Origin of the sequence: Propionivibrio sp. (assembly GCF_029255185.1) — a bacterium.
Taxonomy (GTDB): Bacteria; Pseudomonadota; Gammaproteobacteria; order Burkholderiales; family Rhodocyclaceae; genus Propionivibrio.
In genome coordinates, this window is record NZ_JAPUVO010000101.1 from 32,690 (window position 1) to 57,663 (window position 24,974).

The 24,974-nt window shown below is 58.7% G+C and carries 19 protein-coding genes and 1 other RNA gene; 5 read left to right on the forward strand and 15 right to left on the reverse strand.

Annotated elements, in window-relative coordinates; translation table 11 throughout:
• Positions 1–216: 216 nt before the first annotated feature.
• The 4 genes from Q1J43_RS08555 to Q1J43_RS08570 form a co-directional block, all read right to left on the reverse strand.
• Positions 217–1,221 carry a GDP-L-fucose synthase gene (locus Q1J43_RS08555; RefSeq protein ID WP_301102057.1) on the reverse strand — a complete coding sequence of 335 codons (1,005 nt, stop codon included), beginning with the start codon at positions 1,219–1,221 and terminating at the stop codon, positions 217–219.
• 13 nt (positions 1,222–1,234) lie between these two features.
• Entirely contained in the window at positions 1,235–2,320 is a 1,086-nt protein-coding gene (gmd, locus tag Q1J43_RS08560) for a GDP-mannose 4,6-dehydratase (protein ID WP_301102058.1), read from the reverse strand.
• A gap of 155 nt (positions 2,321–2,475) precedes the next feature.
• The gene (gene rfaH / locus Q1J43_RS08565; protein ID WP_301102059.1) at positions 2,476–3,006 is read right to left on the reverse strand and encodes a transcription/translation regulatory transformer protein RfaH; all 531 of its coding nucleotides are present in this window, start codon (positions 3,004–3,006) and stop codon (positions 2,476–2,478) included.
• Entirely contained in the window at positions 3,003–3,383 is a 381-nt protein-coding gene (locus Q1J43_RS08570) for a MarR family EPS-associated transcriptional regulator (RefSeq protein ID WP_301102076.1), read from the reverse strand. The genes rfaH and Q1J43_RS08570 overlap by 4 nt, the downstream gene beginning before the upstream one ends.
• A gap of 112 nt (positions 3,384–3,495) precedes the next feature.
• Between Q1J43_RS08570 and Q1J43_RS08575 the strand changes: the two genes are divergently transcribed.
• The 3 genes from Q1J43_RS08575 to Q1J43_RS08585 are packed head-to-tail and all read left to right on the forward strand — an operon-like array spanning position 3,496 to position 6,216.
• A complete protein-coding gene (locus tag Q1J43_RS08575; protein WP_301102061.1) occupies positions 3,496–4,032 on the forward strand; it encodes a shikimate kinase in 537 nt (178 codons plus the stop codon).
• On the forward strand, positions 4,020–5,108 hold the full coding sequence (gene aroB, locus Q1J43_RS08580) for a 3-dehydroquinate synthase (protein ID WP_301102063.1): 1,089 nt from the start codon (positions 4,020–4,022) through the stop codon (positions 5,106–5,108). Before Q1J43_RS08575 ends, aroB begins: the two co-directional genes overlap by 13 nt.
• Positions 5,101–6,216, forward strand: coding sequence for a deoxyguanosinetriphosphate triphosphohydrolase (locus Q1J43_RS08585; RefSeq protein WP_301102064.1), 1,116 nt, complete (start codon positions 5,101–5,103; stop codon positions 6,214–6,216). The genes aroB and Q1J43_RS08585 overlap by 8 nt, the downstream gene beginning before the upstream one ends.
• Positions 6,217–6,270: 54 nt before the next feature.
• Here the strand turns inward: Q1J43_RS08585 and pntB are convergent, their stop codons facing one another.
• The 3 genes from pntB to Q1J43_RS08600 all read right to left on the reverse strand — a co-directional run bounded on the left by pntB (position 6,271) and on the right by Q1J43_RS08600 (position 10,788).
• The gene (gene pntB, locus Q1J43_RS08590) at positions 6,271–7,689 is read right to left on the reverse strand and encodes a Re/Si-specific NAD(P)(+) transhydrogenase subunit beta (protein WP_301102065.1); all 1,419 of its coding nucleotides are present in this window, start codon (positions 7,687–7,689) and stop codon (positions 6,271–6,273) included.
• 11 nt (positions 7,690–7,700) lie between these two features.
• The gene (locus Q1J43_RS08595; protein ID WP_301102066.1) at positions 7,701–9,281 is read right to left on the reverse strand and encodes a Re/Si-specific NAD(P)(+) transhydrogenase subunit alpha; all 1,581 of its coding nucleotides are present in this window, start codon (positions 9,279–9,281) and stop codon (positions 7,701–7,703) included.
• A gap of 259 nt (positions 9,282–9,540) precedes the next feature.
• The gene (locus Q1J43_RS08600) at positions 9,541–10,788 is read right to left on the reverse strand and encodes a Fic family protein (RefSeq protein WP_301102067.1); all 1,248 of its coding nucleotides are present in this window, start codon (positions 10,786–10,788) and stop codon (positions 9,541–9,543) included.
• Positions 10,789–10,930: 142 nt separating this feature from the next.
• Between Q1J43_RS08600 and Q1J43_RS08605 the strand changes: the two genes are divergently transcribed.
• Positions 10,931–11,767: a hypothetical protein gene (locus tag Q1J43_RS08605; protein ID WP_301102068.1), complete on the forward strand. Its 837-nt coding sequence runs from the start codon at positions 10,931–10,933 to the stop codon at positions 11,765–11,767.
• 141 nt (positions 11,768–11,908) lie between these two features.
• On the opposite strand, the gene murB is transcribed toward Q1J43_RS08605, so the two are convergent.
• Positions 11,909–12,937: a UDP-N-acetylmuramate dehydrogenase gene (gene murB / locus Q1J43_RS08610; RefSeq protein ID WP_301102069.1), complete on the reverse strand. Its 1,029-nt coding sequence runs from the start codon at positions 12,935–12,937 to the stop codon at positions 11,909–11,911.
• A gap of 20 nt (positions 12,938–12,957) precedes the next feature.
• Positions 12,958–16,665: a methionine synthase gene (gene metH, locus Q1J43_RS08615; RefSeq protein WP_301102077.1), complete on the reverse strand. Its 3,708-nt coding sequence runs from the start codon at positions 16,663–16,665 to the stop codon at positions 12,958–12,960.
• A gap of 152 nt (positions 16,666–16,817) precedes the next feature.
• On the opposite strand from metH, the gene rnpB reads away from it, so the two are divergent.
• Positions 16,818–17,221: RNase P RNA component class A (gene rnpB, locus Q1J43_RS08620), an RNA gene on the forward strand.
• A gap of 135 nt (positions 17,222–17,356) precedes the next feature.
• Here the strand turns inward: rnpB and Q1J43_RS08625 are convergent.
• The 6 genes from Q1J43_RS08625 to Q1J43_RS08650 form a co-directional block, all read right to left on the reverse strand.
• A complete protein-coding gene (locus Q1J43_RS08625; RefSeq protein WP_301102070.1) occupies positions 17,357–17,677 on the reverse strand; it encodes a type II toxin-antitoxin system RelE/ParE family toxin in 321 nt (106 codons plus the stop codon).
• Positions 17,677–17,955 (reverse strand): type II toxin-antitoxin system Phd/YefM family antitoxin, encoded by a 279-nt coding sequence (locus Q1J43_RS08630; RefSeq protein WP_301102071.1) that lies wholly within the window; start codon positions 17,953–17,955, stop codon positions 17,677–17,679. The genes Q1J43_RS08625 and Q1J43_RS08630 overlap by 1 nt, the downstream gene beginning before the upstream one ends.
• 59 nt (positions 17,956–18,014) lie before the next feature.
• Positions 18,015–19,385, reverse strand: coding sequence for a TolC family outer membrane protein (locus Q1J43_RS08635; RefSeq protein ID WP_301102072.1), 1,371 nt, complete (start codon positions 19,383–19,385; stop codon positions 18,015–18,017).
• Entirely contained in the window at positions 19,382–20,779 is a 1,398-nt protein-coding gene (locus Q1J43_RS08640) for an HlyD family type I secretion periplasmic adaptor subunit (protein ID WP_301102073.1), read from the reverse strand. The genes Q1J43_RS08635 and Q1J43_RS08640 overlap by 4 nt, the downstream gene beginning before the upstream one ends.
• The gene (locus Q1J43_RS08645) at positions 20,746–21,231 is read right to left on the reverse strand and encodes a toxin-activating lysine-acyltransferase (protein ID WP_301102074.1); all 486 of its coding nucleotides are present in this window, start codon (positions 21,229–21,231) and stop codon (positions 20,746–20,748) included. Before Q1J43_RS08645 ends, Q1J43_RS08640 begins: the two co-directional genes overlap by 34 nt.
• 275 nt (positions 21,232–21,506) lie before the next feature.
• Positions 21,507–24,836, reverse strand: coding sequence for a calcium-binding protein (locus Q1J43_RS08650; protein WP_366141869.1), 3,330 nt, complete (start codon positions 24,834–24,836; stop codon positions 21,507–21,509).
• Positions 24,837–24,974: the final 138 nt, after the last annotated feature.

The following is a 24,974-nucleotide window of genomic DNA, read 5'->3' on the forward strand; positions in this document are numbered from 1 at the left end:
GAATTAATGGCTGTGCTGCCGGATGTTCAAAAACATGTCCTGGGGCTGTCAGCACGCCAAGGAAGGGCAGCACGGATCCGATACTTAGAATTTCCGCGAAAGAAGCAAGAATCATCAAAGCGAGTAGAAGTCCGAACTGCCTCCTCCGCCGAGGGTTGATGTGGTGCCAAAGGCGGCTCAGGAGCTGAAGGATGGGTTGGGAGTGTTGCACTGGGTTTATGTCTGGCATTCAGGATTCGTGACCGCACTCACGGGTTGTGTCCTTGCCCGAAAATCGGCATAGGCTTTGGCAAGCCCTTCTTTCAGACCGACTTTGGCCTCCCAGCCTAGCGCGTTGATGCGCTGACTGTTCATCAGTTTGCGCGGCGGGCCGTCAGGTTGTCCGGGGTCGAAGGCGATCTGGCCCTGGTAGTCGATGACTTTGCCAATCGTGCGTGCGAGTTCGTTGATGGTGATGTCGTACCCGCAGCCGACATTGATCAGGCTGTTCATGGGCTGGGTGTGGGCATCGTAGGTCGCCTTGTCGAGGTTCATGATGTGCACACTTGCATCGGCCATGTCATCAACGTAGAGGAATTCACGGCGCGGTGTACCACTGCCCCATATGGTGACCACAGGCGCATTGGCGATCTTGGCTTCGTGAAAACGACGGATGAGCGCGGGGATGACGTGGCTGTTTTCCGGATGATAGTTGTCGCCAGGGCCGTAGAGGTTGGTGGGCATGACGCTGCGATAGTCGACGCCGTGGCTTTCACCGTATTGGCGGTTGTAGCTTTCGCAGAGTTTGATGCCGGCGATCTTGGCGACGGCGTAGGGTTCGTTGGTGGCTTCCAGGGGGCCGGTGAGTAGTGCATTTTCACTCAGAGGCTGGGGAGCAAGCTTGGGGTAGATGCAACTGGAGCCAAGAAAGAGCAACTTTTGCACACCCATGCGCCAGGCCTCGTGAATGACATTGGCTTCGACCATCAGATTTTCGTAAATGAATTCAGCCGGGTAGGTGTTGTTGGCGTGGATGCCGCCAACTTTGGCTGCCGCAAGGTAAACCTGGTCGGGTTTTTCCGATGTAAAGAAGTCATGGACAGCGGCCTGATTGGTCAGATCAAGTTCGGTACGGGTACGCACCAGGAGATTGGTGAAACCCTTCTCCTGCAGCTTGCGCACAATCGCAGAACCCACCAGGCCAAGGTGTCCGGCCACATAGATTTTGACGTGCTTGTCCATATTTTCTTGCCGCTTACTCGTGGTAATCAAAGGTGGCGTAGCCATGCTTTTTCACGAGCTCGTCGCGTTCGGCGCTCTTCAGGTCTTCGCGGACCATTTCCGAAACAAGTTCTGCGAAGCCAGTCTTTGGGGTCCAGCCGAGCTTCTCCCTGGCCTTGGTCGGATCGCCGAGCAGGGTTTCGACTTCGGTTGGGCGGAAATAACGGTGGTCGACCTTGACGATGACTTTGCCGTTCTGGTCGGTGCCCGTTTCTTCGATCCCCTGACCTTGCCAGGTGATGGTGATGCCAAGTTCCTTGGCGGCAACATTAACGAAGTCGCGAACGCTGTATTGCACGCCGCTGGCGATGACAAAGTCTTCCGGCTGGTCATGCTGTAGCATCAGCCACTGCGCCTCCACGTAGTCGCGGGCATGGCCCCAGTCGCGCAATGAGTCCATATTGCCCAGGTAGAGGCAGTCCTGCAGGTTGAGCTTGATGCGCGCCAGGGCACGGGTGATCTTGCGCGTAACAAAGGTCTCGCCGCGCAGCGGACTTTCGTGGTTGAAGAGGATTCCATTACAGGCGAAGAGTCCGTAGGCTTCGCGGTAATTAACGGTGATCCAGTAGCTGTAGAGCTTGGCCACGGCATAGGGGCTGCGCGGGTAGAAGGGGGTACTTTCCTTCTGCGGGGTTTCCTGTACCAGGCCGTAGAGTTCAGAGGTGCTGGCCTGATAGAAACGGGTTTTCTTCTCAAGGCCGAGGATGCGGATGGCTTCGAGAAGACGCAGGGTGCCGATGCCGTCAGCATTGGCTGTATATTCAGGCGTTTCAAAACTTACCGCCACATGGCTCATGGCGGCAAGGTTGTAGATCTCGTCGGGCTGTACCAGTTGAATGATGCGGATCAGATTGGTCGAGTCGGTCAGGTCGCCGTGATGCAGGATGAATTTACGGTTATCGACATGCGGATCCTGATAGAGATGGTCGATGCGGTCAGTATTGAAGAGCGAGCTACGACGTTTGAGGCCGTGCACGATATAGCCCTTCTTGAGCAGGAATTCGGCCAGATAGGCGCCGTCCTGGCCGGTTATTCCCGTAATAAGTGCAGTTTTATTCATTTTTCATCTTTCATCTTCCGTGAAATTGTGCAAACGGTTAGCGACGTTCAATGCCCAGGCACGCTACCGCCCTTGGATTGAGCGTCATTCCAAAAAACGCGATTCTCCGATTATCTCGACAGCATGTCTGGCTGACGCCCGACATGCTGCGGCTTCTAGGCCGCCTTGCGCACCGCGCAGGCTGGCAAACCAATCTGCTGCGGCCTTGCCAGAATATCCATCAGCAGCATTACTCTCGCTTCGCCATCCGCAGTTTCATACAGGCGGAGCAACTCCGCCTCAATCCCGGCAAAAGGACCGTCAACCACTTTCAGCCGTTCGCCCACTTTAAACAGCGCTTTCTTCTGAGCGGGTTGTTCAGCCAGCACGACAATTAGTGCTGATGGTATGCGCGCAGCTACACCACCGAACTCGACCAAGCGGGCAACCCCGCGTGTGCTGCGGATTGCCGACCAGTTGCTGCGACCGGCTTCAAGGTAAACAAAAAGATAGCGTGGAAACAAAGCTTCCGGTAGCGTGACCCGATGCCCTGCGCGCAAGCGCTCGGTCATGAGCGTTGGCAGGAAGCAATCGAAACCCTGATTGCGTAGATTTTCCAAAGCGCGCGCTTCCTGGCGCGGCCTGGTATAAACGACATACCAGCCCGATTCATCCGCCTGCGCTTCGCCCGTCGCGGCCGGAATCAATGGACCTCTCCGATAGTCAGGTGCTGAGTTTGAGGCTTAGAAGCCAACACTTCGCGTCGCAAGGCGGCAATCTCTTCTTGTAATTCGCCATACTCGCGCATTTTGTTCTGGAGAAAGCTGACCGTAACCAGCGCCTTTTCTTCAATGCCGCTAGGTGTCAGCAAATAGGCATAGGCGAGCTTATTGTCCGCCTTGCGGAAATTGTTGATCTTGACCAGTCCCTTCTCAACCAAAGCACTCATGCAGTAATTGGCTTTGCCAACGCTGATGCCCAGGCGAGACGCCAGATCACGCTGACTGATTTGCGGCTCATCGGCGAGAAGTTTCAATAGTTTGTAACGAAGCGCTTCACTGAGCACGACAGGCATCCAGAACATGTTCAACAGTTGAACGCATTGTACCAAAGAACCTCAATATTCAATACCGCAGTGCACTGGCTGGTCGAGCCAGTGTCATTTTGTTACGCAAGCTCTGCGGTAGAATGACGGCGTGGATAAACAATACGGTACAAAAAACGTCTATCTGGTTGGCCTGATGGGAGCTGGCAAGACGACTATCGGGCGGGCACTGGCAAAACGTTTGAACCTCGATTTTGTTGATTCAGACCATGAAATCGAGGTGCGTACCGGCGTTAGTATTCCAACGGTATTTGAAATCGAAGGCGAGGAAGGCTTTCGCAGACGCGAAGCTCAGGTAATCGCAGATCTGTCACGACTGAGCGGGCAGGTTGTGGCGACTGGCGGCGGGGTCATATTGCGCCAAGAGAATCGCATCAACCTGCGGGCAAGTGGCTTCGTTGTCTATCTCAACGTACCGCCACACACCCTTTGGGAACGTACGCGCAATGATAGAAACCGGCCGCTGTTACAAATTGCCGATCCTTTGCTCAAACTCAAGGAGCTCTTCTCGCAGCGCGATCCCTTCTATCGCGAAGTGGCTGATCTGGTGGTTGATGCAAGCCGGAGCAATGCACAGGCTGTTCTGCAATTGTTAGTCAAGGAGGTTGGAGAGCGATGGAAACTGTAGCGATTGCCTTGCCGGGACGAGCCTATCCGATCCATGTCGGCCAGGGAATTCTTGACCGCTGCGAATTGCTTCTCCCCTATTTACGCCAAGCCAAGGTTGCCATTGTCACCAACACAACGGTTGCACCACTTTACCTACAGCACTTGGCGCAACCATTGCGTGATGCAGGCATTGATGTTGTCGAGATTATTTTGCCCGATGGCGAGCGCTTCAAAAATTGGCAGACGCTTAATACCATTTTCGATGTGCTGCTTGCGCGCTGTTGCGAGCGTTCAACCACAATGATCGCCTTGGGGGGCGGCGTTGTCGGTGACATGGCCGGATTTGCGGCCGCCTGTTACCAGCGCGGCATGCCCTTCATTCAAATGCCGACAACCCTGCTCGCGCAGGTCGATTCGTCAATCGGTGGCAAGACAGCAATCAACCACCCGCTTGGCAAGAATATGATTGGTGCTTTTTATCAGCCGAGCTTGGTGCTGGCCGATATCGATGTCTTGAATACCTTGCCTGATCGCGAGTTACGGGCGGGCCTTGCCGAGGTCATAAAAAACGGATTGATCCGGGATTTGCCTTTTCTCGATTGGCTTGAAACGAATCTGGAGCGCTTGCTGGTGCGTGAGCCACAGGCGCTTGAATATGCCATTTGCCGCTCGTGTGAGAACAAGGCCGAAGTTGTTGTTGCAGACGAACATGAAAACGGCGAAAGAGCATTGCTCAACCTTGGTCACACCTTTGGGCACGCGATTGAAACCGGCATGGGATACGGCGAATGGTTGCATGGTGAAGCTGTGGCGGCAGGCACCATGATGGCCGCAGAACTGTCCCGTCAACTCGGCTGGATCAGCGCTGGTGACGTCGAGCGTGTGGAAAATCTGTTCCTTCGGGCCGGTTTGCCGGTCTTTGGTCCGGCCATGGAAGTGAGTCGTTATCTTGAACTGATGCAGCACGACAAGAAAGTGCAAAGCGGCAAGTTGCGTCTCGTGCTGTTCAAGCAGATTGGTCAGGCGGTAGTAAGCGATTGCGCAGCACAGACTGAAATTGCCAAAGCGATTGCTGCACGCTCACCCCATGTTTGAGCTCGCTCCTTATGCCGTGTCAATGGTCAACTCGCGGGGCCGTCGCCACGCCGACAAGTCGCCATCGCATCGCAGTGAGTTTCAGCGCGATCGTGATCGCATCGTGCATTCGACTGCGTTCAGGCGCCTCGAGTACAAGACGCAAGTTTTTGTTAACCACGAGGGCGACCTTTTTCGAACACGCTTGACGCATACGCTCGAAGTCGCGCAGATCGCCAGAGGCATAGCACGCGCGCTGCACCTTAACGAAGATTTGGCGGAGGCCATTTCGCTCGCCCATGACCTGGGACATACCCCGTTCGGCCATGCCGGACAGGATGCGCTCAATGAGTGCATGCGTGGCCAGGGAGGCTTTGAACACAATTTGCAAAGTCTGCGTATTGTTGATTTGCTTGAAGAGCGCTACGCCGCATTTGACGGACTCAATCTGTGTTTCGAGACGCGCGAAGGTATCGTCAAGCATTGCTCACTAGAAAATGCTCGCCAATTGGGCGAACTTGGCGAGCGTTTTATAAACCGCACACAGCCTTCGCTGGAGGCGCAAATCTGCAATTTTGCTGATGAAATTGCTTACAACAATCATGACGTCGATGATGGATTGCGCTCTGGCCTGATTTCGCTTGAGCAACTGGAAGAAGTCACTTTATTTGCATGCCATAGTGCTGATGTGAGGGCAGCCTATCCGGGCCTTGGCGGGAGACGCTTGGTGCATGAAACGATTCGTCGCATAATCAATGTCCTGGTGTGCGATATGATCGAAACGACGGCGGGCAATATTGCACGACAGCGACCCAAAGATCTGGCTGAAACCCGGCTGGGCAGGCCGTTGGTTGCCTTCTCGGATGAGCTGCGTGAAGCGCAGCGAGAAATGAAACGTTTCCTGCACAAGAATCTCTACCAGCATTTTCAGGTCTTGCGCATGACCAGCAAAGCGGGGCGTATCGTCAGCGACCTTTTTTCGGCATTCGTCAGTGACCCGCGCATGCTGCCTCCCCAGTATCAGGAGGCTGGCGACCAATCACGCAGGATAGCTGACTACATTGCCGGGATGACCGATCGCTATGCGATCAAGGAACACCGCCGAATGTTTTCGGTAGGCGAAATTTGACGAACTGCAAACAACGCAGAATCTTTGACCTCCATATTGCCTCCTGAAAAATGATCAGGATTTCAAAGCAAGAAGAACTTCGTCCAGCATTTTCTTGGCATCGCCAAAGAGCATACGGTTGTTCTCCTTGTAGAAAAGCGGATTATCAACACCGGCATAGCCTGAGGCCATGCTGCGTTTCATGACGATTGAAGTCTTGGCCTTCCAGACTTCGAGTACCGGCATGCCGGCGATCGGGCTGCTCGGATCATCCTGTGCGGCCGGATTGACGATGTCGTTGGCGCCGATGACCATGGTCACGTCGGTTTGCGGAAAGTCATCGTTGAGTTCATCCATTTCAAACACAACGTCATACGGCACCTTGGCTTCGGCAAGAAGAACATTCATGTGACCGGGCATGCGACCGGCAACCGGATGAATACCAAAGCGGACATTGATGCCCTTTTCGCGCAGGAACTGGGTGATTTCATAGACCGTGTGTTGGGCCTGCGCCACCGCCATGCCATAGCCAGGAACGATGATCACGTTCTTGGCTTCGCGCAAGAGTTCTGCCGTCTCGGCGGCAAGGATCGGAGAAACTTCACCCGCTGGTTGCACATTACCCCCAGCAGACATCGGCGCTCCACCGTCAGTGCCGAAACCACCGGCAATCACGCTGATGAAGTGGCGATTCATGGCCGAACACATGATGTAGGAAAGAATCGCACCGCTCGAACCAACCAGGGCGCCGGTAACGATCAGAAGATCGTTGGAGAGCATAAAACCGGTGGCTGCTGCGGCCCAGCCCGAATAGCTGTTGAGCATCGAAACCACGACCGGCATGTCAGCGCCGCCGATGGCCATCACCATGTGAATACCGAAGAGCAGCGAAACGATGGTCATGACGATCATCGGCGTCATTCCTTCAGCAACGGTTGTCGCGTGCAGGAATTCACGACCGAAGTAGATGACGAGCAGCAGTCCAGCCAGGTTCAGCCAGTGACGGCCAGGTAGCAGGAGCGGTTTGCCGCCGATCTTGCCCGACAGCTTGCCGAAGGCAATGACAGAACCGGAGAAGGTGATCGCGCCGATCAGGATGCCGACGTACATTTCCATCTCATGAATTGCTTTTTCAGCACCAGCCAATCCGGCAGAAGCAGATGGATCAATGTAGGTAGCGTAGCCTACCAGCATCGCGGCAAGGCCGACCATGCTGTGCATCAAGGCAACGAGTTCCGGCATCTGCGTCATCTGTACGACGCGGGCGGCATAAATGCCGATGCCGCTGCCAACGACCATGGCCGCGATGATCCACGGCAGGCCGGCGGCGGTAACTTGCGGACCAAATACGGTTGCCAGAACGGCTATGGCCATGCCGATCATGCCGTAGAGATTTCCGCGCCGCGCAGTTTCCTGGTTGGAAAGGCCGCCAAGACACAAGATGAAGAGGATGGTTGCCCCGATATAGGAGACTGTTGCCAGATTTCCAGACATATTTCTTTTCCTTACTTACGGAACATGGCCAGCATGCGCTGGGTGACGGCAAATCCGCCGAACATATTTATGGTGGCGAGGACGATGCCGCCGATAGCCAGCGAGCGTATCCATACGGGGGCAAGATCTCCCGAAGGCGCAATCTGAACCAGCGCGCCAATGGCGATAATGCTGCTAATAGCATTGGTTACGCTCATCAGTGGCGTATGCAGTGCCGGCTTGACGTTCCAGACCACCATGTAACCGACGAAGCAGGCCAGCACAAAAACCGTGAAATGCCCGAGGAATTTTTCGGGAGCAGAAGACCCGATGAGCCAGAACAGGACAGCAGCCACACCGAACAGTATCGCCAGCTTGTTGCCAGGCAACGGCTCGCTGCTACTACCGTGGCCGTGGCCTTTTTTGGCGGCGGGCGCGGCGGTGGCGGGCTTCGCTGCGGCGGGCGGTGCCGCAGACAGTTTCGGCGCCGGGGGTGGCCAGGTGACCTTGCCTTCTTTGATTACAGTCAGGCCGCGAATGGCTTCGTCTTCCATGTTGACGTCGATGATGCCGTCCTTGGTTTTGCACAGTTCCTCGGCGAGGCGAAACAGGTTGGTGCTGTACAGCGTCGACGACTGTCGCGCCAGGCGGCTGACCAGATCGGTGTAGCCGATGATAGTGACGCCGTACTTCACCACGGCCTGGCCAGGCTCGGTCAGCTCGCAGTTGCCACCCTGCTCGGCCGCCATGTCGACGATCACGCTGCCGGGCTTCATGCTCTTGACCATCTCGGCGGTGATTAGCTTGGGCGCGGGCTTGCCAGGAATCAACGCGGTGGTGATGATGATGTCCACTTCCTTGGATTGCTTGGCGTACATGTCGCGCTGGGCTTTCTGAAAGCCCTCGCTCATCACCTTCGCGTAACCGCCGCCGCCGGAACCTTCTTCCTCGTAATCAACCTTGACGAATTCACCGCCCAGCGACACAACCTGATCGGCTACTTCGGCGCGCGTGTCGTTGGCGCGAACGATGGCGCCGAGGTTGGCGGCAGTACCGATCGCCGACAAGCCCGCCACGCCAGCACCGGCAATGAAGACCTTGGCCGGCGGAACCTTACCGGCCGCTGTGATCTGGCCGTTGAAGAAGCGGCCGAAGGCGTTGGCGGCCTCGATGACGGCGCGGTAGCCCGCGACGCCAGCCTGGGAGGTCAACGCGTCCATTTTCTGGGCGCGGGAGAGCGTGCGCGGCAGCGAGTCGATGGCCAGCACGGTCGCCTTCTTAGCGGCGAGCTTCTGGAGCAGCTCCGGATTTTGTGCCGGCCAGATGAAGGAAAGCAGCGTGCCGCCTTCGCGCAATAGGCCGACTTCATCAGTGCTCGGGCCGCGAACCTTGAAAACGATGTCGGACGTAGCCCACAGCGTGGCGGCGTCGCCAATGATTTCTGCACCAGCAGTGCGGTAGACGTCGTCACCGAAGTTTGCAGCATCGCCAGCACCTGATTCGACAGCGACCTTGAAACCCAGTTTGATCAGTTTCTCAACGACATCGGGAACAGTTGCGACGCGCTTTTCACCCGCAAAAACTTCCCGCGGTACTCCGATAGTCAGTGCCATTCAGATCTCCATAACCTCATGTTAAAACAACTCGATAACCGAAGGAAACACCCCAGGGGTGCAGAGCCAGCAGTGCTTTTGTTGAGACTGACTACGTCGACAAGCGAGCGAAAAAAGTACTGTTACGTACAGCATCAGTTGTCGAAAACTGCCCGGAACTTTTTATTATCGGGCATCGTGTTTCACGCCCGGACCAGTACTCTACCATGAGGGCTATGGCGAAAAAAGTCGTCATTCACTCTTTGAAATAGCTACAAACCTACGGGCGAAACCCACCGCCTCCATCATCCTCGTTCCCGACTTCCAGCGCCGTCAGTCGTGCAACGTCGTCGAGAACTGCATCCAGGCCCGTATACAGGGCATTCACGACTTCGTGGGCGTGGAATACCCGATGCCGGCGTTGCGTATTCGCCGGCCGGAGGATGTCGAGATCCACCAGTTCCGCGATTGCGTCATTGGCGGCGGGGAACGTGACATCAAGACGCTCGGCGACAGCATTCACCGTGACGACGGGCTGCCCGAGCAGCAAGTTTGTTACGCTCCAGATCGCCGCATGCCGGCGCTTCCCCTTTTCGGCAAGGATGCCTTGCCACCGCCCCTGAATGTCTCGCAGGTTCGCGAAAACCTGCACGGTATGGCGACACGAGGCGACGACGCTCTCCAAGAACAGGCGCATCCAAGGTGTCCAGTTCAAGCGCGTCTGCGCTTGCCAGAGTGTGTCGTAGTACTCCTGTTGCCGGACCTTCAAGAAGGTTGCCAGGTGGATCGGTGGCGCGCCCGCTGCCTTGAGCATCAGCGGCAGCAACAGACGACCGGTCCGCCCATTGCCATCAAGGAACGGGTGGATAGCTTCGAATTGAGCATGCGCGATCCCCGCGCGCATCAGGATCGACACTTCAGCAACACCGTCCGGCTCGTACTGCAAGAGCTCGACCATGCCTCCCATGAGTCGTGGCACCTCGGCCGCTGGCGGCGGGATGTAGCGCGCGGTCTCCAACCGCATCCCGATATAGTTCTGAATCGTCCGCCAGCGGCCAGGATCGACTCGGTCCTGGCCTTCGAGCAGCTTCGCGTGCAAGCTCTGGATCAAGTCAAGATCCAGCGCCGCTTGCCCCCGGCGATCGACCTCCCGACTTCCGAACATAAACGCGCGAACATACCCCAAGGTCTCGTCGGCGTCCTGGTCTGGGCGCGCGTCTTCGGTACCGGCCTCGATCTCATGGATCAAGAGTCCATCGAACCCGGTATGCGTCCCCTCGATCTGACTGCTGTCGACAGCCTCCCGCCGATTCAACATGTGAAAGACCAGATCCGCGAAGGCTTTGTTGCGGTCAATAACTTCGCCAAGCGCCTCCAGTTCCCGGCGCGCGAGCACGAACAACCCGTGGCTGGCCGGCACATCGATGGACGTCGGTACCGGCGGCGGAACCACGGCATAACATCCCGATCGATTCGGAATCGGGATGCAGGATGCCTGCAGGCTGGGGTGAAGGTCGGATTTGCGCATGTGAAAGATTAAATGCCGACGCAGTTATTAAATGTTTATCCATTCTATCTTTAATTTATCCGCCGAGAAAAGCAGCTATCCGAAGCTGGCGCTAAACGCTAAACTCGCACCGACAACCTGAGCTGCGGAATCCATGCAATCCATGCAAAATGAATACACTCCGCTCGACGCCGACGAGTTGATGAACCTGGCGGAGCGCATTGAGCACCTGCCTACCGCTGATGCCGAATGGGTAGGCCGCCTGTACCAGGAATGCCTGCGCGCGCGAATGCACGAGGCCGAATTGCTTTCGGGGCCGGTTGGCGCTGAAGGCGGGGGCGAAGACAGTGAGTTTGAAGCGCAGTTGGAACAAGTGGCGCTCGATGCCGCAGAGTGGTTGCGAACGTTGTGGGACGTTGGTTACATGGGCGCCGGCAGCTTCCCCTCGCAACCACGTTCGGCCTTTCCCCTGGTCGACCTGGAAGACGTGCACAAGTCATCGCTCTTCGCCCGCATCCGGGAAGGTAAGCGGCCACTGCCCTTCCCGCCGCCGACACGACAAGGCTTGCCGTGGCACGATCTGGTCGAAAGCCAGGAAGAGACGCATCAGGTCGATGCCGAAATTGTTCGCAACGAATCAGAACAAGCTGTTGCGGCAATCATCGCCGCCTGTCCCGATTGGGGCATTGTTGAAGAAGTCGTCAAGGACCGCGTTTACATCGTTCAGCATCGCGCCAAAGGGCCTTTGTTCAGGCTGCACCTTAACCATCCCGCTGCCACCTTGCGCCGTGAGCCACCCAGATGGACCCGACGAATTCGTTTGCAGGACCGCGGCGGTGTGCGCAGTTATACGCTCGAATGGACGCCGGCCGACGGCGGCGTGCAGCACGTTCCGCTGCGCGCCGCCACCTGGGAACGCGCCGAATCCGAAGCAGGCTACTGGATCGCCAGCAAGCACCCGCAGATGTACGGGCAAGTGCGCTTCGAGCGCGTCGACTAGCCAACGAGAAACAGCAAACCACCAAGTCACCAAGATTCACCAAGCAAAACAACTTGGTATTTCTTGGTGCCCCCTTGGTGTCCCCCAAGGGGATTTCCTGCGGGGCATCTTGGTGGTGGATTTTTTTCCACCTCTTGCTGCTCAGAGCAGGATCGGCTCGGGCTTAAGTTCGACGCCAAACTTCGCACGCACATCGCGCTGAACGGCCTGCATCAGCGCCATGACGTCACTGCCCGTCGCTCCGCCGCGATTGACCAGAACCAGCGCCTGCTTTTCGTACATGCCGACCGGGCCGAGGTCCCGGCCTTTCCAGCCGGCCTGCTCGACCAGCCAGCCGGCAGCCAGTTTGCTGCGACCGTCGGCCTGCGGGTAGTGCGGCAAACCGGGGTGGCAGGCCAGCAAGCGGTCCGCCGCTGCCGCATCGACCACCGGATTCTGGAAAAAGCTCCCGGCGTTGGCCAGCTGCGCCGGATCGGGCAGCTTGCGCCGGCGGATGGCAATGATGGCATGAGCGATCTGCTGGGCGCTTGCGGTGACGATGCCCTGCGCCTCAAGCTCGGCAGCGACATCGGCGTAGCGGGTAAGCGGCTGCCAGACCTTGGGCAGACGAAAAGTCACGTCGGTGATCGCCAGACGGCCGTCCAGATGCCAGCCCTGCTGCTTGAAGACACTGTCACGATAGGCGAAGCGGCAGGCGCTGTGGTCAAGACGCACGGTCTGGCCAGTAAGCATGTCGCAGGCATTGAGGCAATGGAAGCGATCAGCGACTTCCAGCCCGTAGGCGCCGATGTTCTGGATCGGTGCGGCGCCGACCGTTCCGGGAATCAAGGACAGATTTTCCAGCCCCGGCCAACCCTGCGCCAGCGTCCAGCCGACAAAGTCGTGCCAGTTCTCGCCGGCGCCGGCGCGCACGTACCAGGCATCGGCATCTTCAGCGGCCAGTTCGCGGCCTCCGATGGCCATATGCAGAACGAGACCATTAAAATCGCCAGTCAGAACGAGATTGCTGCCGTCGCCGAGAATGAAGCAGCGTGAAGGGACTTTGCCGGCAAGCAGGGTGAGCTGATCGGCCGAATGGATCTTGGCGTAAAGCGCCGCATGTGCAGGCAGCGCCAGCGTATTGCGTGCGACCAGATTGGCCTCGCGTTCGACGAAATCGGGAAGATTCACCCCAGACCTCAGCGCACAGATCAGAGCAGCGGCGCCAACCAGCGTTCGGCTTGCGCAACACTCAAACCGGTGCGTTGCGCCCAGTCTTCGAGCTGATCACGGCCGATTTTGCTGATCGCAAAATAGCGTGCCTGCGGGTGCGCCAGGAAAAACCCCGAAACAGCCGCCGCCGGTGTCATGGCAAAGGATTCGGTCAGCCCCATATCAGCGTTGACCGTAGCGTCGAGTAGCGCGAACAGCGGCCCCTTGACGGTATGATCCGGGCATGCCGGATAGCCGGGTGCGGGACGGATGCCCTGATATGCCTCGCCAATCAGCGCATCGCTGCTCAAGGTTTCACCTGATGCATAGCCCCAGTAGTCGCGCCGCACCTGCGCGTGCAGCCACTCGGCACAAGCCTCGGCGAGGCGGTCGGCGAGCGATTTGAGCATGATCGCGCGGTAATCGTCGTGTGCCGCTTCAAACTGCGCGAGTTTTTTCTCGATTCCCAGACCGGCGCTGACGGCGAAGACACCGATCCAGTCAGGCGTACCTTGACCCGCGACAAAATCGGCGAGGCAGTAATGTGGCTTGCCCGCCGGGCGTTCGTGTTGCTGGCGCAGGTTGTGCCAGACCATCAGTTTTTCGCTGCGCGATTCATCGGCATAAAGTTCGATATCATCATCAACGGCATTGGCCGGATATAAGCCAAAAACCGCGTTGGCGGTGATCCACTGTTCAGCGACCATGGCGTTGAGCATGGCCTGGCCGTCGGCAAAAACCGAGCGTGCCGTTTCGCCAACCACCGCATCGTCGAGGATCTTCGGAAACGCACCCGCCAGATCCCAGGTTTGAAAGAAGGGCCCCCAGTCGATATAGGCGGCAAGCGTGGCCAGATCGACATTGCGCAGCACGTGCAGGCCGGGCTTTAGCGGAGCGGGCGGCCGATAGGCGGGATCGGCATTCCAAATAAAACGATTGCTGCGCGCAGCGGCCAGTGTGACGAGCTGGACGCCTTTCTTGTTGGCATGCTGCACACGAACCTTCTCGTAGTCGGCAGCAATTTCGGCCTTGAAACCGGCGGCATTGTCGATCGACAGCAGCTTGGTGACGACGCCCACAGCGCGCGAGGCATCGGGCACATAGACCACCGGGCCGGAGTAGTGCGGCGCGATCTTGATTGCCGTATGCGCGCGGCTGGTCGTAGCGCCTCCGATCAGCAGCGGGATGGCTTCACCCTGGCCGCCGTCAGCAAAGCCCAGACGCTGCATTTCAGCGGCGACGTGGCCCATTTCCTCAAGCGACGGGGTGATCAGTCCTGACAGGCCAATCGCCTGCGCGCCGTGCTCCTTCGCGGCGTGCAAAATCCGGTCGCAAGACACCATGACACCCAGATCAATAACATCGTAGCCGTTGCAGCCGAGCACGACGCCGACGATGTTCTTGCCGATATCATGGACATCCCCCTTGACCGTGGCGATAACGATCCGGCCCTTGCTCGTCGCGCCAGTGCGCAGCTTTTCGGCTTCGACAAAGGGGATCAGATGTGCCACCGCCTGCTTCATGACCCGTGCCGATTTGACGACCTGCGGCAGGAACATCTTGCCGGCGCCGAAGAGATCGCCAACGACGTTCATGCCATTCATCAGCGGGCCTTCAATGACCGACAGTGGCGGCTGGCCGGCGGCTTCGAGTGCGGCGCGGCACTCCTCGGTATCAGCGACGACGAAGTCGGTAATTCCCTTGACCAACGCGTGCGAGAGGCGGGCCTCAACATCCAGCTCGCGCCACGCAAGGTCGGGGCCCGTGTCTTTCGCCTTGCCTTCCTTCACCGTCAGGGCAAACTCAACCAGTGCTTCGCCGGATCCCGGGTTGCGGTTGAGCACCACCGCCTCGACTTTCTCGCGCAGTTCTGCATCAAGATCGTCATAAACGCCAAGCATGCCGGCATTGACGATGCCCATCGACAGCCCGGCCTTGACCGCATGATAAAGGAATACGGTGTGGATCGCTTCGCGCACCGGGTCGTTGCCGCGGAATGAAAAGGAAACGTTGGAGACGCCACCGGAGACCTGCGCGTGCGGCAGCCTGGCGCGAATCCAGCGGCAGGCTTCGATGAAGTCAACGGCGTAGTTGTCGTGTTCCTCAATGCCGGTGGCGATGGCGAAGATGTTCGGATCGAAAATGATGTCCTCGGGCGGAAAACCGATACCGAGCAGCAGATCGTAGGCGCGTTTGCAGATTTCGGTTTTGCGCGCATAGGTATCAGCCTGCCCGGCCTCGTCAAAGGCCATTACCACGACCGCTGCGCCGTAGCGGCGAGCGAGCCTAGCATGATGCAGGAAGGCGGCTTCGCCCTCCTTCATCGAGATCGAGTTGACGATGCCCTTGCCCTGGATGCACTTGAGGCCGGCCTCGATAATCTCCCATTTGGACGAGTCGATCATGATCGGCACGCGCGAGATGTCAGGCTCGGTGGCGATCAGCTTGAGAAAGCGGTCCATCGCCGCTTTCGAGTCCAGCATCGCCTCGTCCATATTGATGTCGATCACCTGCGCACCATTCTCGACCTGCTGGCGAGCGACGGCCAGCGCATCGTCAAGGCGGCCTTCAAGGATCATGCGCGAAAAAGCTTTCGATCCGGTCACGTTAGTGCGTTCGCCGACGTTCACGAAAAGTGAATCCTTGCCGACGTTAAAGGGTTCGAGTCCCGACAGGCGCAGTTTCTTTTCAATTTGCGGAACCGCGCGCGGCGCGCTGCCGGCAACGCCTTGGGCAATTGCCGCAATATGCGCCGGCGAGGTACCGCAGCAGCCGCCGACGATGTTGACGAAACCCTGTTTCGCCCAGTCGACGATTTCCACGGCCAGTTGCTCGGGCGTCTCATCGTAGCCGGTCGGCGACAGCGGGTTGGGCAAGCCGGCGTTCGGGTGCGCCGAGATAAAACAGTCGCAGATGCGCGACAGTTCCTCGACGTACTGGCGTAGTTCCGCAGCGCCGAGCGCGCAGTTCAGACCAAAGGACAGCGGGCGAATGTGGCTGAGCGAATTCCAGAAGGCTTCGGCGGTCTGCCCGGAAAGCGTGCGCCCGGAAGCATCGGTGATCGTCCCCGAAATCATCACCGGCCAGCGCCGCCCGACCTTCTCGAAATGCTGCTCGATCGAGAACAGCGCCGCCTTGGCGTTGAGCGTGTCGAAAATCGTCTCAACCAGCAGGATATCGGCGCCACCGTCGCACAGGCCGCGGATCGCTTCGCCATAGGTGTCAACCAGTTGGTCGAAGCTGGTATTGCGATAGCCCGGATCATTGACGTCCGGCGAAATCGACGCCGTGCGCGAGGTCGGGCCGAGAACGCCGGCGACGAAACGCGGCTTGGCCTGATCCTTGGCGGTGTACTCGTCGCAGGCCGCACGGGCGAGTTGCGCACCGGCGAAGTTCAGTTCATAAACGATGGCCTCCAGTTGGTAGTCGGCCTGCGACACGGCCGTGGCGTTGAAGGTATTAGTCTCCAGAATGTCGGCGCCAGCGGCCAGATACTCGGCATGAATGCCGCGTATCACTTCCGGGCGGGTGAGCAGCAACAGATCGTTGTTACCCTTCAGGTCGTGCCCATGGCCGGCAAAGCGCTCGCCGCGATAATCGGCTTCATGCAGCCGGTGGCGCTGGATCATGGTGCCCATGGCGCCGTCAAGAACGAGGATGCGTTGCTGGAGCAGGGTTTTGAGTTCGGCTGTGCGGTCGGGCTGCATGATATCTACCTTGGTGCGTGATGTGTAAAGCAAACAACCCGCCGGCGAAAAGCGCGACGGGTTGTCATGGGCGGAATTTACGTACCCAGCCCCGGCTTGTCAAATACTGTCGCCGCAATCCGAGCAGGAGATCAAGGTTATAATCGCCGCGGGAAGTCGGCCAGGCAACCGCTGGGCGAAAGGCGCAAGTCTTAGCCGAGAGGAAAGTCCGGGCTTCGCAGAGCAAGATGCCGGTTAACGACCGGGCACCGTGAGGTGACGGAAAGTGCAACAGAGAATAGACCGCCTAAGCACGGGGAAACCCGGGCCGGTAAGGGTGAAACGGCGCCCTGGCGAAAGCCGGGGCGGTCGGGCGAGAGTCCGGCCGAGGTAAGAGCTCACCGCGGACGTGGTAACACGGACGGCACGGCAAACCCCATCTGAAGCAAGGCCAAATAGGGAAGCGCATGGCGTGGCTCGCGCCGCTTCCGGGTAGGCTGCTTGAGCGTGCTGGCAACAGTACGCCTAGAGGAATGGTTGTCCACGACAGAACCCGGCTTAACGACCGGCTTCCCACCTCTTTTGATCCGTATGAACCGCCTGCGCTTCAGGCAAGCGCGTCGCTGATCATGCCGATCGCTTCCCCGGCCGATCCGAATGCCTTGGCGTTGATGGAGCGTGGGCATTTCAACGGTATTAACCAATCAACCAGTCACCTGCTCAACAACCGTTTCGCTAGAATCGTGGGGTAGTCCTGCCTATGCCCGGCAATGAGGTACAAATAGGTATCGCTGCCGATCTGTCGGTAGACCAATTTGTGATGCGAGGTATAGACGTTCTGGTAGTCCAAGATGCCCACTGATGCCAGTTCTTGGACAGGCGTTCCATTGAAAACTCCAGAGTCAACTTTCTCCAACTTGTCAAAAATCTCGTCCTCAGCTTTCAGCCATGCGACTTCGCCCCACTTGTCGAGCATGTAGTCCTGAAGCGAAAGCAAGTCCGTCTGGGCATCGGGAAGAATGATGACCGCCATTATTTTCGGCTTTGACGAGCAGCCAGCAGTTGCGCCCTTGAGTCCGCAGCGGAAATGCCTTTCCCGTATATGCGGTCCTTCTCGCCCAAGGCGATGATTTTCAAAGCCGCAATGAGCGCTTCCTTTTCCTGAAACTGCTTGACGCCCTCTATCACCATACTGGCCTCACCATTTTGGGTGATAACAAACGGATTCCCATTCATTTCCAGATCTTCGGAAATCTTGGCCGCATGGCTCTTCAGGTACGAAATGGACTTGATGTTGGCGATGGACTGCATGTTGCCTCCCAGAATTCGACAGGTCTGAATTTAGTACCGAATTTAGTTGGTGTCAATACTTACCCCGCCTGCGCTTCAAGCAAGCGCGGCCCCAACAGGCCATTGAGCGCTGACAGATCGTCCTCGCTTAACACGCCGGCCGCAGCTTTGAGTTTGAGCCCCTGAAACAGGGTCTCGTAACGCGCCTTGCTCAGATCACGCTGCGTCGTATAGAGCTGCTGTTCCGCGTTCAGGACATCGATGTTAATGCGGATGCCGAGCGTATAACCAACCTGATTCCCCTTGACCGCGCTTTCTCCCGAGAGCACCGCCGAATCGAGCGCTTCGATCTGGGCCAGGCCGTTGGTGATTCCCGCGTAGGCCTGCCGGGCGTCGCTGGCTGCCTGCCGCCTTGCCGCTTCGAGATCGGCGCGGGTTTTATGGCGGTTGGATACAGCTTCGGCGACCCGTGCATTCGTCGCGCCGCCCGAAAAGATCGGGATGTTCAACTGCACACCAAGCGCCTTCGACCTGGCCTGGGTTGAGTAATCCACCGGGGTTGTCAGGCTGCCCGAAGCATAATTGCCACCGTAAGACGCCGTAAAGTCCACGGTCGGCAGATGTTCCGAACGGAACTTTTTCACTGCCGATTCCGCCGCCATCAGCGCGGCCTGTTGTGCGCGCACCAGTGGATTATTGTCTTTGGCCTGGCTGATCCAGGCCTCGGGATCGTCTGGCGCAGGCCTTGGCGCAACGACCGATGGACGCAATACCGCAAGCCGGGTGGGTAACTGGCCCACCACCTTCTCAAGTTCTGAACGCTTGGTCTCCAGCTCGTTCAGGGCGGCGACCCGTTGCGCGCGGGCGAGGTCGATGCGTGACTGGGCTTCATGCACATCGGTGACGGTTGTTGTCCCGGCCTGAAAACCCCGTTTGGCAATTGCCAGTTGTTCGCCCATGGCCCTAAGTTGGGCATCGGCCACGGCGATGCCATCTTCGGCCACCACCACATCGAAATAAACCCGCGCCACGCGCAGGACAAGCTCCTGTTCGGCCTGGGCAAACTGCGCCGTGGCCTGCTCGACAATCGATTCGGATTCACTGTAAGCGTAGAGATTCTGGATTCGGATCACCGGCTGGGTCAGTTGCAGCGTCCAGTTCCAGGTATTGACATCGCGTTGCAGGGCCGGGGCAGTGCTGAAGGCCGTGTTGGCCTGTGTGCGGCCATCGTTGCCAGTGGCCGCCACAACCGGCAAAAGCCCGGCGCGCGCCAGCGGGATTTTTTGTTGAGCCGCCGCAAGCGTGTAACGCGCCGCCTCGAAGCCCGGATCGTTAAGCTGCGCCAGTCGATAGACATCGAGCAAATCGGCAGCGCAGGCCAATCCCAACGGCATGATCGCCGACAGACCGGCACAAACTGTCCGGTACATCAGACGCTTCAGGCGCTTCATCGTTCGCGCCCACTGTCGTACAGCGTTTTCTGGATCGGCGAGAGCAGATATTCCATGACCGTGCGTTGCCCCTGGTTGATCTCGGCAACCGCCTGCATACCCGGAACCAGCTTGAAAGTCTGCCCCTGGGCTTCCAGCACCTGGGTCTTGAGCGCGATCAGCGCCTTGTACGTGAGCTGGGCCGGCACCTTTTCTTTTGCCGGGTCTTTGGACGACGGGCTGGCGCCTTCACTCGCATCCGGGCCGACATGAATCACCTCACCGTCGAGCATGCCGTATTTCTGGAAGGGATAGGCCGCCAGCTTGACCTTGACCTGCTGCTGCGGATAGACAAAGCCGACATCGTCGTTCTTGACCATGACCTCGACCACCAGGGGCTCGTTCTCAGGCACCAGCGAAAGCACGACGGTGCCGGGCGAAACCACCGTGCCAATGGTATGGGTGGCAAGATCCTTGATGATGCCGGCCTGCGAAGCCTTGAGTTCGAGCAGGCCGGACTTGTGTTCCTGTTTGAGTTGCTCCTGTTGCAATTTGCGGTAATTCCCTTCGGTCTCGACCCGCTCGTTTTGCAGTTCACTGCGATACTTTGACGTAATCTGACTCAATTGCTTGCCGGCCTGAGCCATGGCCGCTGCCAGGCTGGCGACGGTTTCCTCCTGGGCGCGCAGGTCACGGGCTTTTTCGAGGTATTCGCGCTGCTTATCGCGCACGGTAACCTGGGCGACATACCCTTCCTTGCCCATATCGCTGAAGGAATCCGACTGCGCTTTGAGGATCGGCGTGACCTCGCGCAACTTGGCCAGCACCTCCTTGCCGGAGTCATAATCGCGCTGGGTTTTTCTCAAGGCGTCCTGAGCCTGACCCAGAGCGTCCTGGTAGGACTGACGGCGATCGCGGTACTGCGCCTCAACCGAACGGAATAAATCATCCGGATCAGTCACCGTGCGCTTGAGCGGCTGACCGGCGAGTTCGGCGTCGATGCGCCGCAGTTGCAGGGAACGCAAGGTCAACTCGGTGGCTATCGTTTGCTCGTCGGCCTTGGCGATTTGGGTATCCATGCGGATCAAAACCTGACCGGCGCGCACCGCTTGACCTTCCTGAACCAGAATCTCCTGGACAATGCCGGCATCGGCGGGCTGGACGATTTTGACATAGGTCTGCGGCACCAGCCGCCCTTCAGCGCTGGCAATGATATCCAGCTTGCCGAAAATCGCCCACAGCAGAAGAATGACAAAAAGCGTGCTGACCACATACAGCACCGTGCGCGGCAGCCTGGCCGGCGGACTCTCCTGAATGGACAGCAACCCCGGAGCAAAATCAAGCGCCTCGGGCGAAAGCGTTTTGGTCACCGGCAGGTTCATCAGTGCGTCGTCGGCACGGGTGTTGGCGGCCACTCGTGCACCGTCATCGCGCCCTGTTTGGCGGCATCGGGAAGCATCGCACAGACCTGGCGACCGCGGAAGATCGTCTCGCGCAAGTCCTTGAGTGTTTCCTCCAACTGGCCAAAGGGCGCCACGGCGTCAATGATCCATACCGCCTCGCCGCTTTTCCATTCGTGCGGGGCGATTTTTGGTTGGGCGGAGCGCAAACGATCCGCCACGGCTTCATTCACCAAAGCCCAGGTCACGAAGGCATAGGGCAGACCATTCTTGGTATAAAGCCGGCATTGGTCGAGTACGACGGGCGGCAATACCGCCCAGTCCAGATCGCCGACGAACATGAATTTCTTGATCGGATCACGAGCGTAAAGCCACAAGGCCGGCCCGAGGATAGGCAGTTTCGACAAGCCGTCTTTGGCTTGCTCAAGCGCTGCCAGAGCAGCGGCATGCGCGTTGTTTTCAGACATTTCATTTCTCCAAAATTGGCGCTGTGCCAAAGGCGGCACAGCGCGTCGGCGATGACCGCCAATGATAACTCTGCAAAACTCAGTTATCCTTAAAAACCCAGTTGTTCACCGCAAAGACGCGAAGGACGCAGAGTGCCGCAAAAAACATCAACAGCTTAGCTCTTGTTATTTCTGCCCACAGCCCTCATCCAAATGGCGAATGGGGAAATCCATGCAATCCCTTGTTTTCTTTGTGATCTTCGCGTCTTCGCGCCTTTGCGGTAAGGATTTTAGAATCAAAGCCGAACCACCCCCTCCTGCAACTGCGCCGTAGTCTTCAGCGTCTGCGCCCCAGTACCCAGGTGCGGGTCGCCGATGAGTTGCTGCGCAGCAATGAGTCCAACACCCCCAAGCGACCCGGTGTTACCGTACTGGTAGGCCAGATCGCCGCCCAGCGCGGCGCTGTTCGAAGCGGCCAGATGCTTGTCCAGGAGCGCATGCATCGCCGTCCAGCTGGACATGTTTGAATCCGCCGCCCGTGCGGCATCGAAGGCCGCGACCAGGCCGGTGAAGTCGAAAGTCTCGACCTTGTGGTTAAGGAGCGGATCAGCGCCGCCCTCGGCGTAGCCGGCCAGCGCCTCGGCAACGATTTGCAGGGTGACGATCGGCCGCGACGGCAGTGCGGCATACCAGCCATTGAAGGTCAGCTTGTCGTCAGCGCTGACCTTGAGGACCAGGTCGTTGCTCGCCTTGCTGAAGGTCAGGTCGTTGTAGGCAAAGTTGCCGCCAAGCGACAGCGTGTCGCTGCCGGTGCCGCCAGCCAGCACGGTGTCCTGCCCGTCCCCCTTGTTGAAGAGAATGACGTCGTTGCCCGCGCCGGTGTTGAGCGTGTCATTACCCAGGCCACCGAGGAAGACTTCGGCGCCGGCACCGCCGGTCAGGGTATCGGCACCAGCACCGCCGTCAAAGAGCGCATTGCCCGCCGTGTCGATTAGCGCGTCATTACCAACGCCGCCTTCGAGGATATCGGCCCCGGCGCCCCCATTTAAGGCGTCATTACCGGCACCGCCGATGAGCATATTGGCCGCACTATTGCCGGTGAGCATGTTGTTCAGGGCGTTACCGGTGGCGTTGATCGCGGTGGCGCCAGTCAAGGTCAGGTTCTCGACATTGTCGGTCAGCGCGTAGCTGACGCTAGCCTGGACGAGGTCGGTGCCGGCGTTGAGCGCCTCAATAACGACATCGCCGGCGCCGACTACATAAGTGTCATTACCTAGGCCGCCGGCGAGTGTATTGGCCGCGCTGTTGCCGGTGAGCACGTTGTTGAGCGCATTGCCGACGCCGTCAATCGCTGCTGCGCCAGTCAGCGTCAGGTTCTCGACGTTGTCGGTCAGCGTATAGCTGATGCTAGCCTGGACGAGGTCGGTGCCGGCGTTGAGCGCCTCGATGACGACATCGCCAGCGTCGACCACATAAATGTCATTACCCAAACCGCCGGTCAGCGTGTTGGCCGCGCTGTTGCCGGTGAGCACGTTGTTCAAGGCGTTGCCGGTGGCGTTGATCGCGGTGGCGCCGGTCAGCGTCAGGTTCTCGACGTTGTCGGTCAGCGTGTAGCTGATACTTGACTGAACAAGGTCGGTGCCGGCGTTAAGATTCTCGCTAACGACATCGCCGGTGTTATCGACAACGTAGCTATCGTTACCCGCACCCCCAAGCATCGAATCGGCGCCGCTACCGCCATCAAGACTATTGGCCGCACTATTGCCGGCCAGAATGTTGTTCTGCGTGTTGCCCGTACCATTGATGGCGCTCGTTCCGGTCAAGGTCAGGTTCTCGACGTTGTCGGTCAGCGTATAGCTGACGCTAGCCTGAACGAGGTCAGTGCCGGCGTTGAGCGCCTCGATGACGACATCGCCAGCGCCGACCACATAGGTGTCGCTCCCCAGACCGCCGGCGAGTATATTGGCCGCACTATTGCCGGTGAGTACGTTATCGAGCGCGTTACCGGTGGCGTTAATGGCCGCCGTCCCAGTCAGCGTCAGGTTCTCGACGTTGTCGGCGAGCGTGTAGCTGATGCTTGACTGGACAAGGTCGGTGCCTTCGTTGAGCGCCTCGATGACGACATCGCCAGCGCCAATCACATAAGTGTCATTACCCAGGCCGCCGGTCAGCGTATTGGCCGCGCTATTGCCGGTGAGCACATTGTTCAGGGTGTTGCCGGTGGCATTGATAGCCGCCGTTCCGGTCAGCGTCAGGTTCTCGACGTTAGCGGCGAGCGTGTAGCTGATGCTCGCCTGGACGAGGTCAGTCCCCTCGTTGAGCGCTTCACTGACGATATCGCCAGCGTTATCGACGACAAAGGTGTCGTTGCCCAGACCACCGCGCAGGGTGTCAGCCCCGGCGCCGCCAGAGAGGGTATTGGCCGCGCTGTTGCCAGTGAGCACGTTGTCGAGTGCGTTGCCCGTGCCATTGATGGCCGCCGTGCCCGTCAGCGTCAGGTTCTCAACGTTGGCCGCGAGGGTGTAGCTCACGCTAGCCCGGACAAGATCGACCCCTTCGCCGAGCGCCTCGACAACGATATCACCGGTGTTGTCGACCACGTAGGTGTCATTACCCAAGCCCCCCCGCAAGGTGTTGACCGCGCTATTGCCGGTGAGCACGTTGTCGAGTGCGTTGCCGGTGCCGTTGATAGCCGCCGTTCCGGTCAGCGTCAGGTTCTCGACGTTAGCCGCGAGGGTGTAGCTCACGCTGGTCTGGACGAGATCGACTCCTTCGCCGGCCGCCTCGACAACGATATCGCCGGCGTTGTCGACGACATAGCTGTCATTACCGGCCGCGCCGGTCAGCACGTTGGCCGCGCTATTGCCAGTGAGCACGTTGTCAAGTGCGTTGCCGGTGCCATTGATGGCCGCTGTGCCGGTCAAGGTCAGGTTCTCGACGTTGGCCGCGAGGGTGTAGCTCACGCTAGCCCGGACAAGATCGACCCCTTCGCCGGCCGCTTCGACAACGACATCGCCGGCAATGTCGATGGCATAGCTGTCGTCGCCCTGGCCGCCGCTCAGCGTACTGATGCTCGCACCAGCGATGATCGTGTCATTGCCGCCCCGGCCCTGGGCAGAGGTGGCGTCGGCCCACATCTCGATGATATCCGCCGCGTCCGATCCGATCATCGAACGATTGGTCAGCTCTGCCGCTGTCCATATCGTGCCGTCGGCAAACTGCAGCTGTTCAACGCGCTGCCTGTTGTCAATCCAGGCATTGATCGTGATCTGGTCCCCGGCATTGGCAAACTTGAGCACCAGATTGTTGCCCGAGCGGCTGACCGTCACGTCCGCCGGGGCGATTCCCGCACCCAGCACGATACGGTCGGTCCCCGTGTCCAGGGCGCGTTGATTGGCGTAGGCCACCTCGTTGATGGTGTCCGCACCGTCGCCCAGCTTATAGCGGTAGGTGTCCGAGCCGCCGCTGCCCCAGAGTTGGTCCGTCCCGGTGCCGCCTTCGAGGATGTTGGCTGTTCCCGTTTCCGTATAGCCCATGCCGGCGTGGTAATAGGTAGTGTAGTCGCCGGCCAGAAGCACGTCGTTGCCGGCACCGCCCAGCACGGTGTCACTGCCGCCGCTACCAATTAAGGTCCTTCAGACATTTCTGTGGGTCAGTAGTACGCTTTCGCGCATGGTCTTCAAGGAGGGCGTGCGATGGAAAGCGTGGAGTTGTATCGGCAATTGCTGGGTCTGACGTTGCCGTGGGCGGTGGAGCGAGTCGAA

What these genes read in the sequence shown, in the direction of transcription:
- Q1J43_RS08555 (WP_301102057.1), bottom strand. Translation starts at nt 1,221, where the DNA reads ATGGACAAGCACGTCAAAATCTATGTGGCCGGACACCTTGGCCTGGTG.
- gmd (WP_301102058.1), bottom strand. Translation starts at nt 2,320, where the DNA reads ATGAATAAAACTGCACTTATTACGGGAATAACCGGCCAGGACGGCGCC.
- Q1J43_RS08570 (WP_301102076.1), bottom strand. Translation starts at nt 3,383, where the DNA reads ATGTTCTGGATGCCTGTCGTGCTCAGTGAAGCGCTTCGTTACAAACTA.
- aroB (WP_301102063.1), top strand. Translation starts at nt 4,020, where the DNA reads ATGGAAACTGTAGCGATTGCCTTGCCGGGACGAGCCTATCCGATCCAT.
- Q1J43_RS08585 (WP_301102064.1), top strand. Translation starts at nt 5,101, where the DNA reads ATGTTTGAGCTCGCTCCTTATGCCGTGTCAATGGTCAACTCGCGGGGC.
- pntB (WP_301102065.1), bottom strand. Translation starts at nt 7,689, where the DNA reads ATGTCTGGAAATCTGGCAACAGTCTCCTATATCGGGGCAACCATCCTC.
- Q1J43_RS08595 (WP_301102066.1), bottom strand. Translation starts at nt 9,281, where the DNA reads ATGGCACTGACTATCGGAGTACCGCGGGAAGTTTTTGCGGGTGAAAAG.
- Q1J43_RS08600 (WP_301102067.1), bottom strand. Translation starts at nt 10,788, where the DNA reads ATGCGCAAATCCGACCTTCACCCCAGCCTGCAGGCATCCTGCATCCCG.
- Q1J43_RS08605 (WP_301102068.1), top strand. Translation starts at nt 10,931, where the DNA reads ATGCAAAATGAATACACTCCGCTCGACGCCGACGAGTTGATGAACCTG.
- metH (WP_301102077.1), bottom strand. Translation starts at nt 16,665, where the DNA reads ATGCAGCCCGACCGCACAGCCGAACTCAAAACCCTGCTCCAGCAACGC.
- Q1J43_RS08625 (WP_301102070.1), bottom strand. Translation starts at nt 17,677, where the DNA reads ATGGCGGTCATCATTCTTCCCGATGCCCAGACGGACTTGCTTTCGCTT.
- Q1J43_RS08630 (WP_301102071.1), bottom strand. Translation starts at nt 17,955, where the DNA reads ATGCAGTCCATCGCCAACATCAAGTCCATTTCGTACCTGAAGAGCCAT.
- Q1J43_RS08635 (WP_301102072.1), bottom strand. Translation starts at nt 19,385, where the DNA reads ATGAAGCGCCTGAAGCGTCTGATGTACCGGACAGTTTGTGCCGGTCTG.
- Q1J43_RS08645 (WP_301102074.1), bottom strand. Translation starts at nt 21,231, where the DNA reads ATGTCTGAAAACAACGCGCATGCCGCTGCTCTGGCAGCGCTTGAGCAA.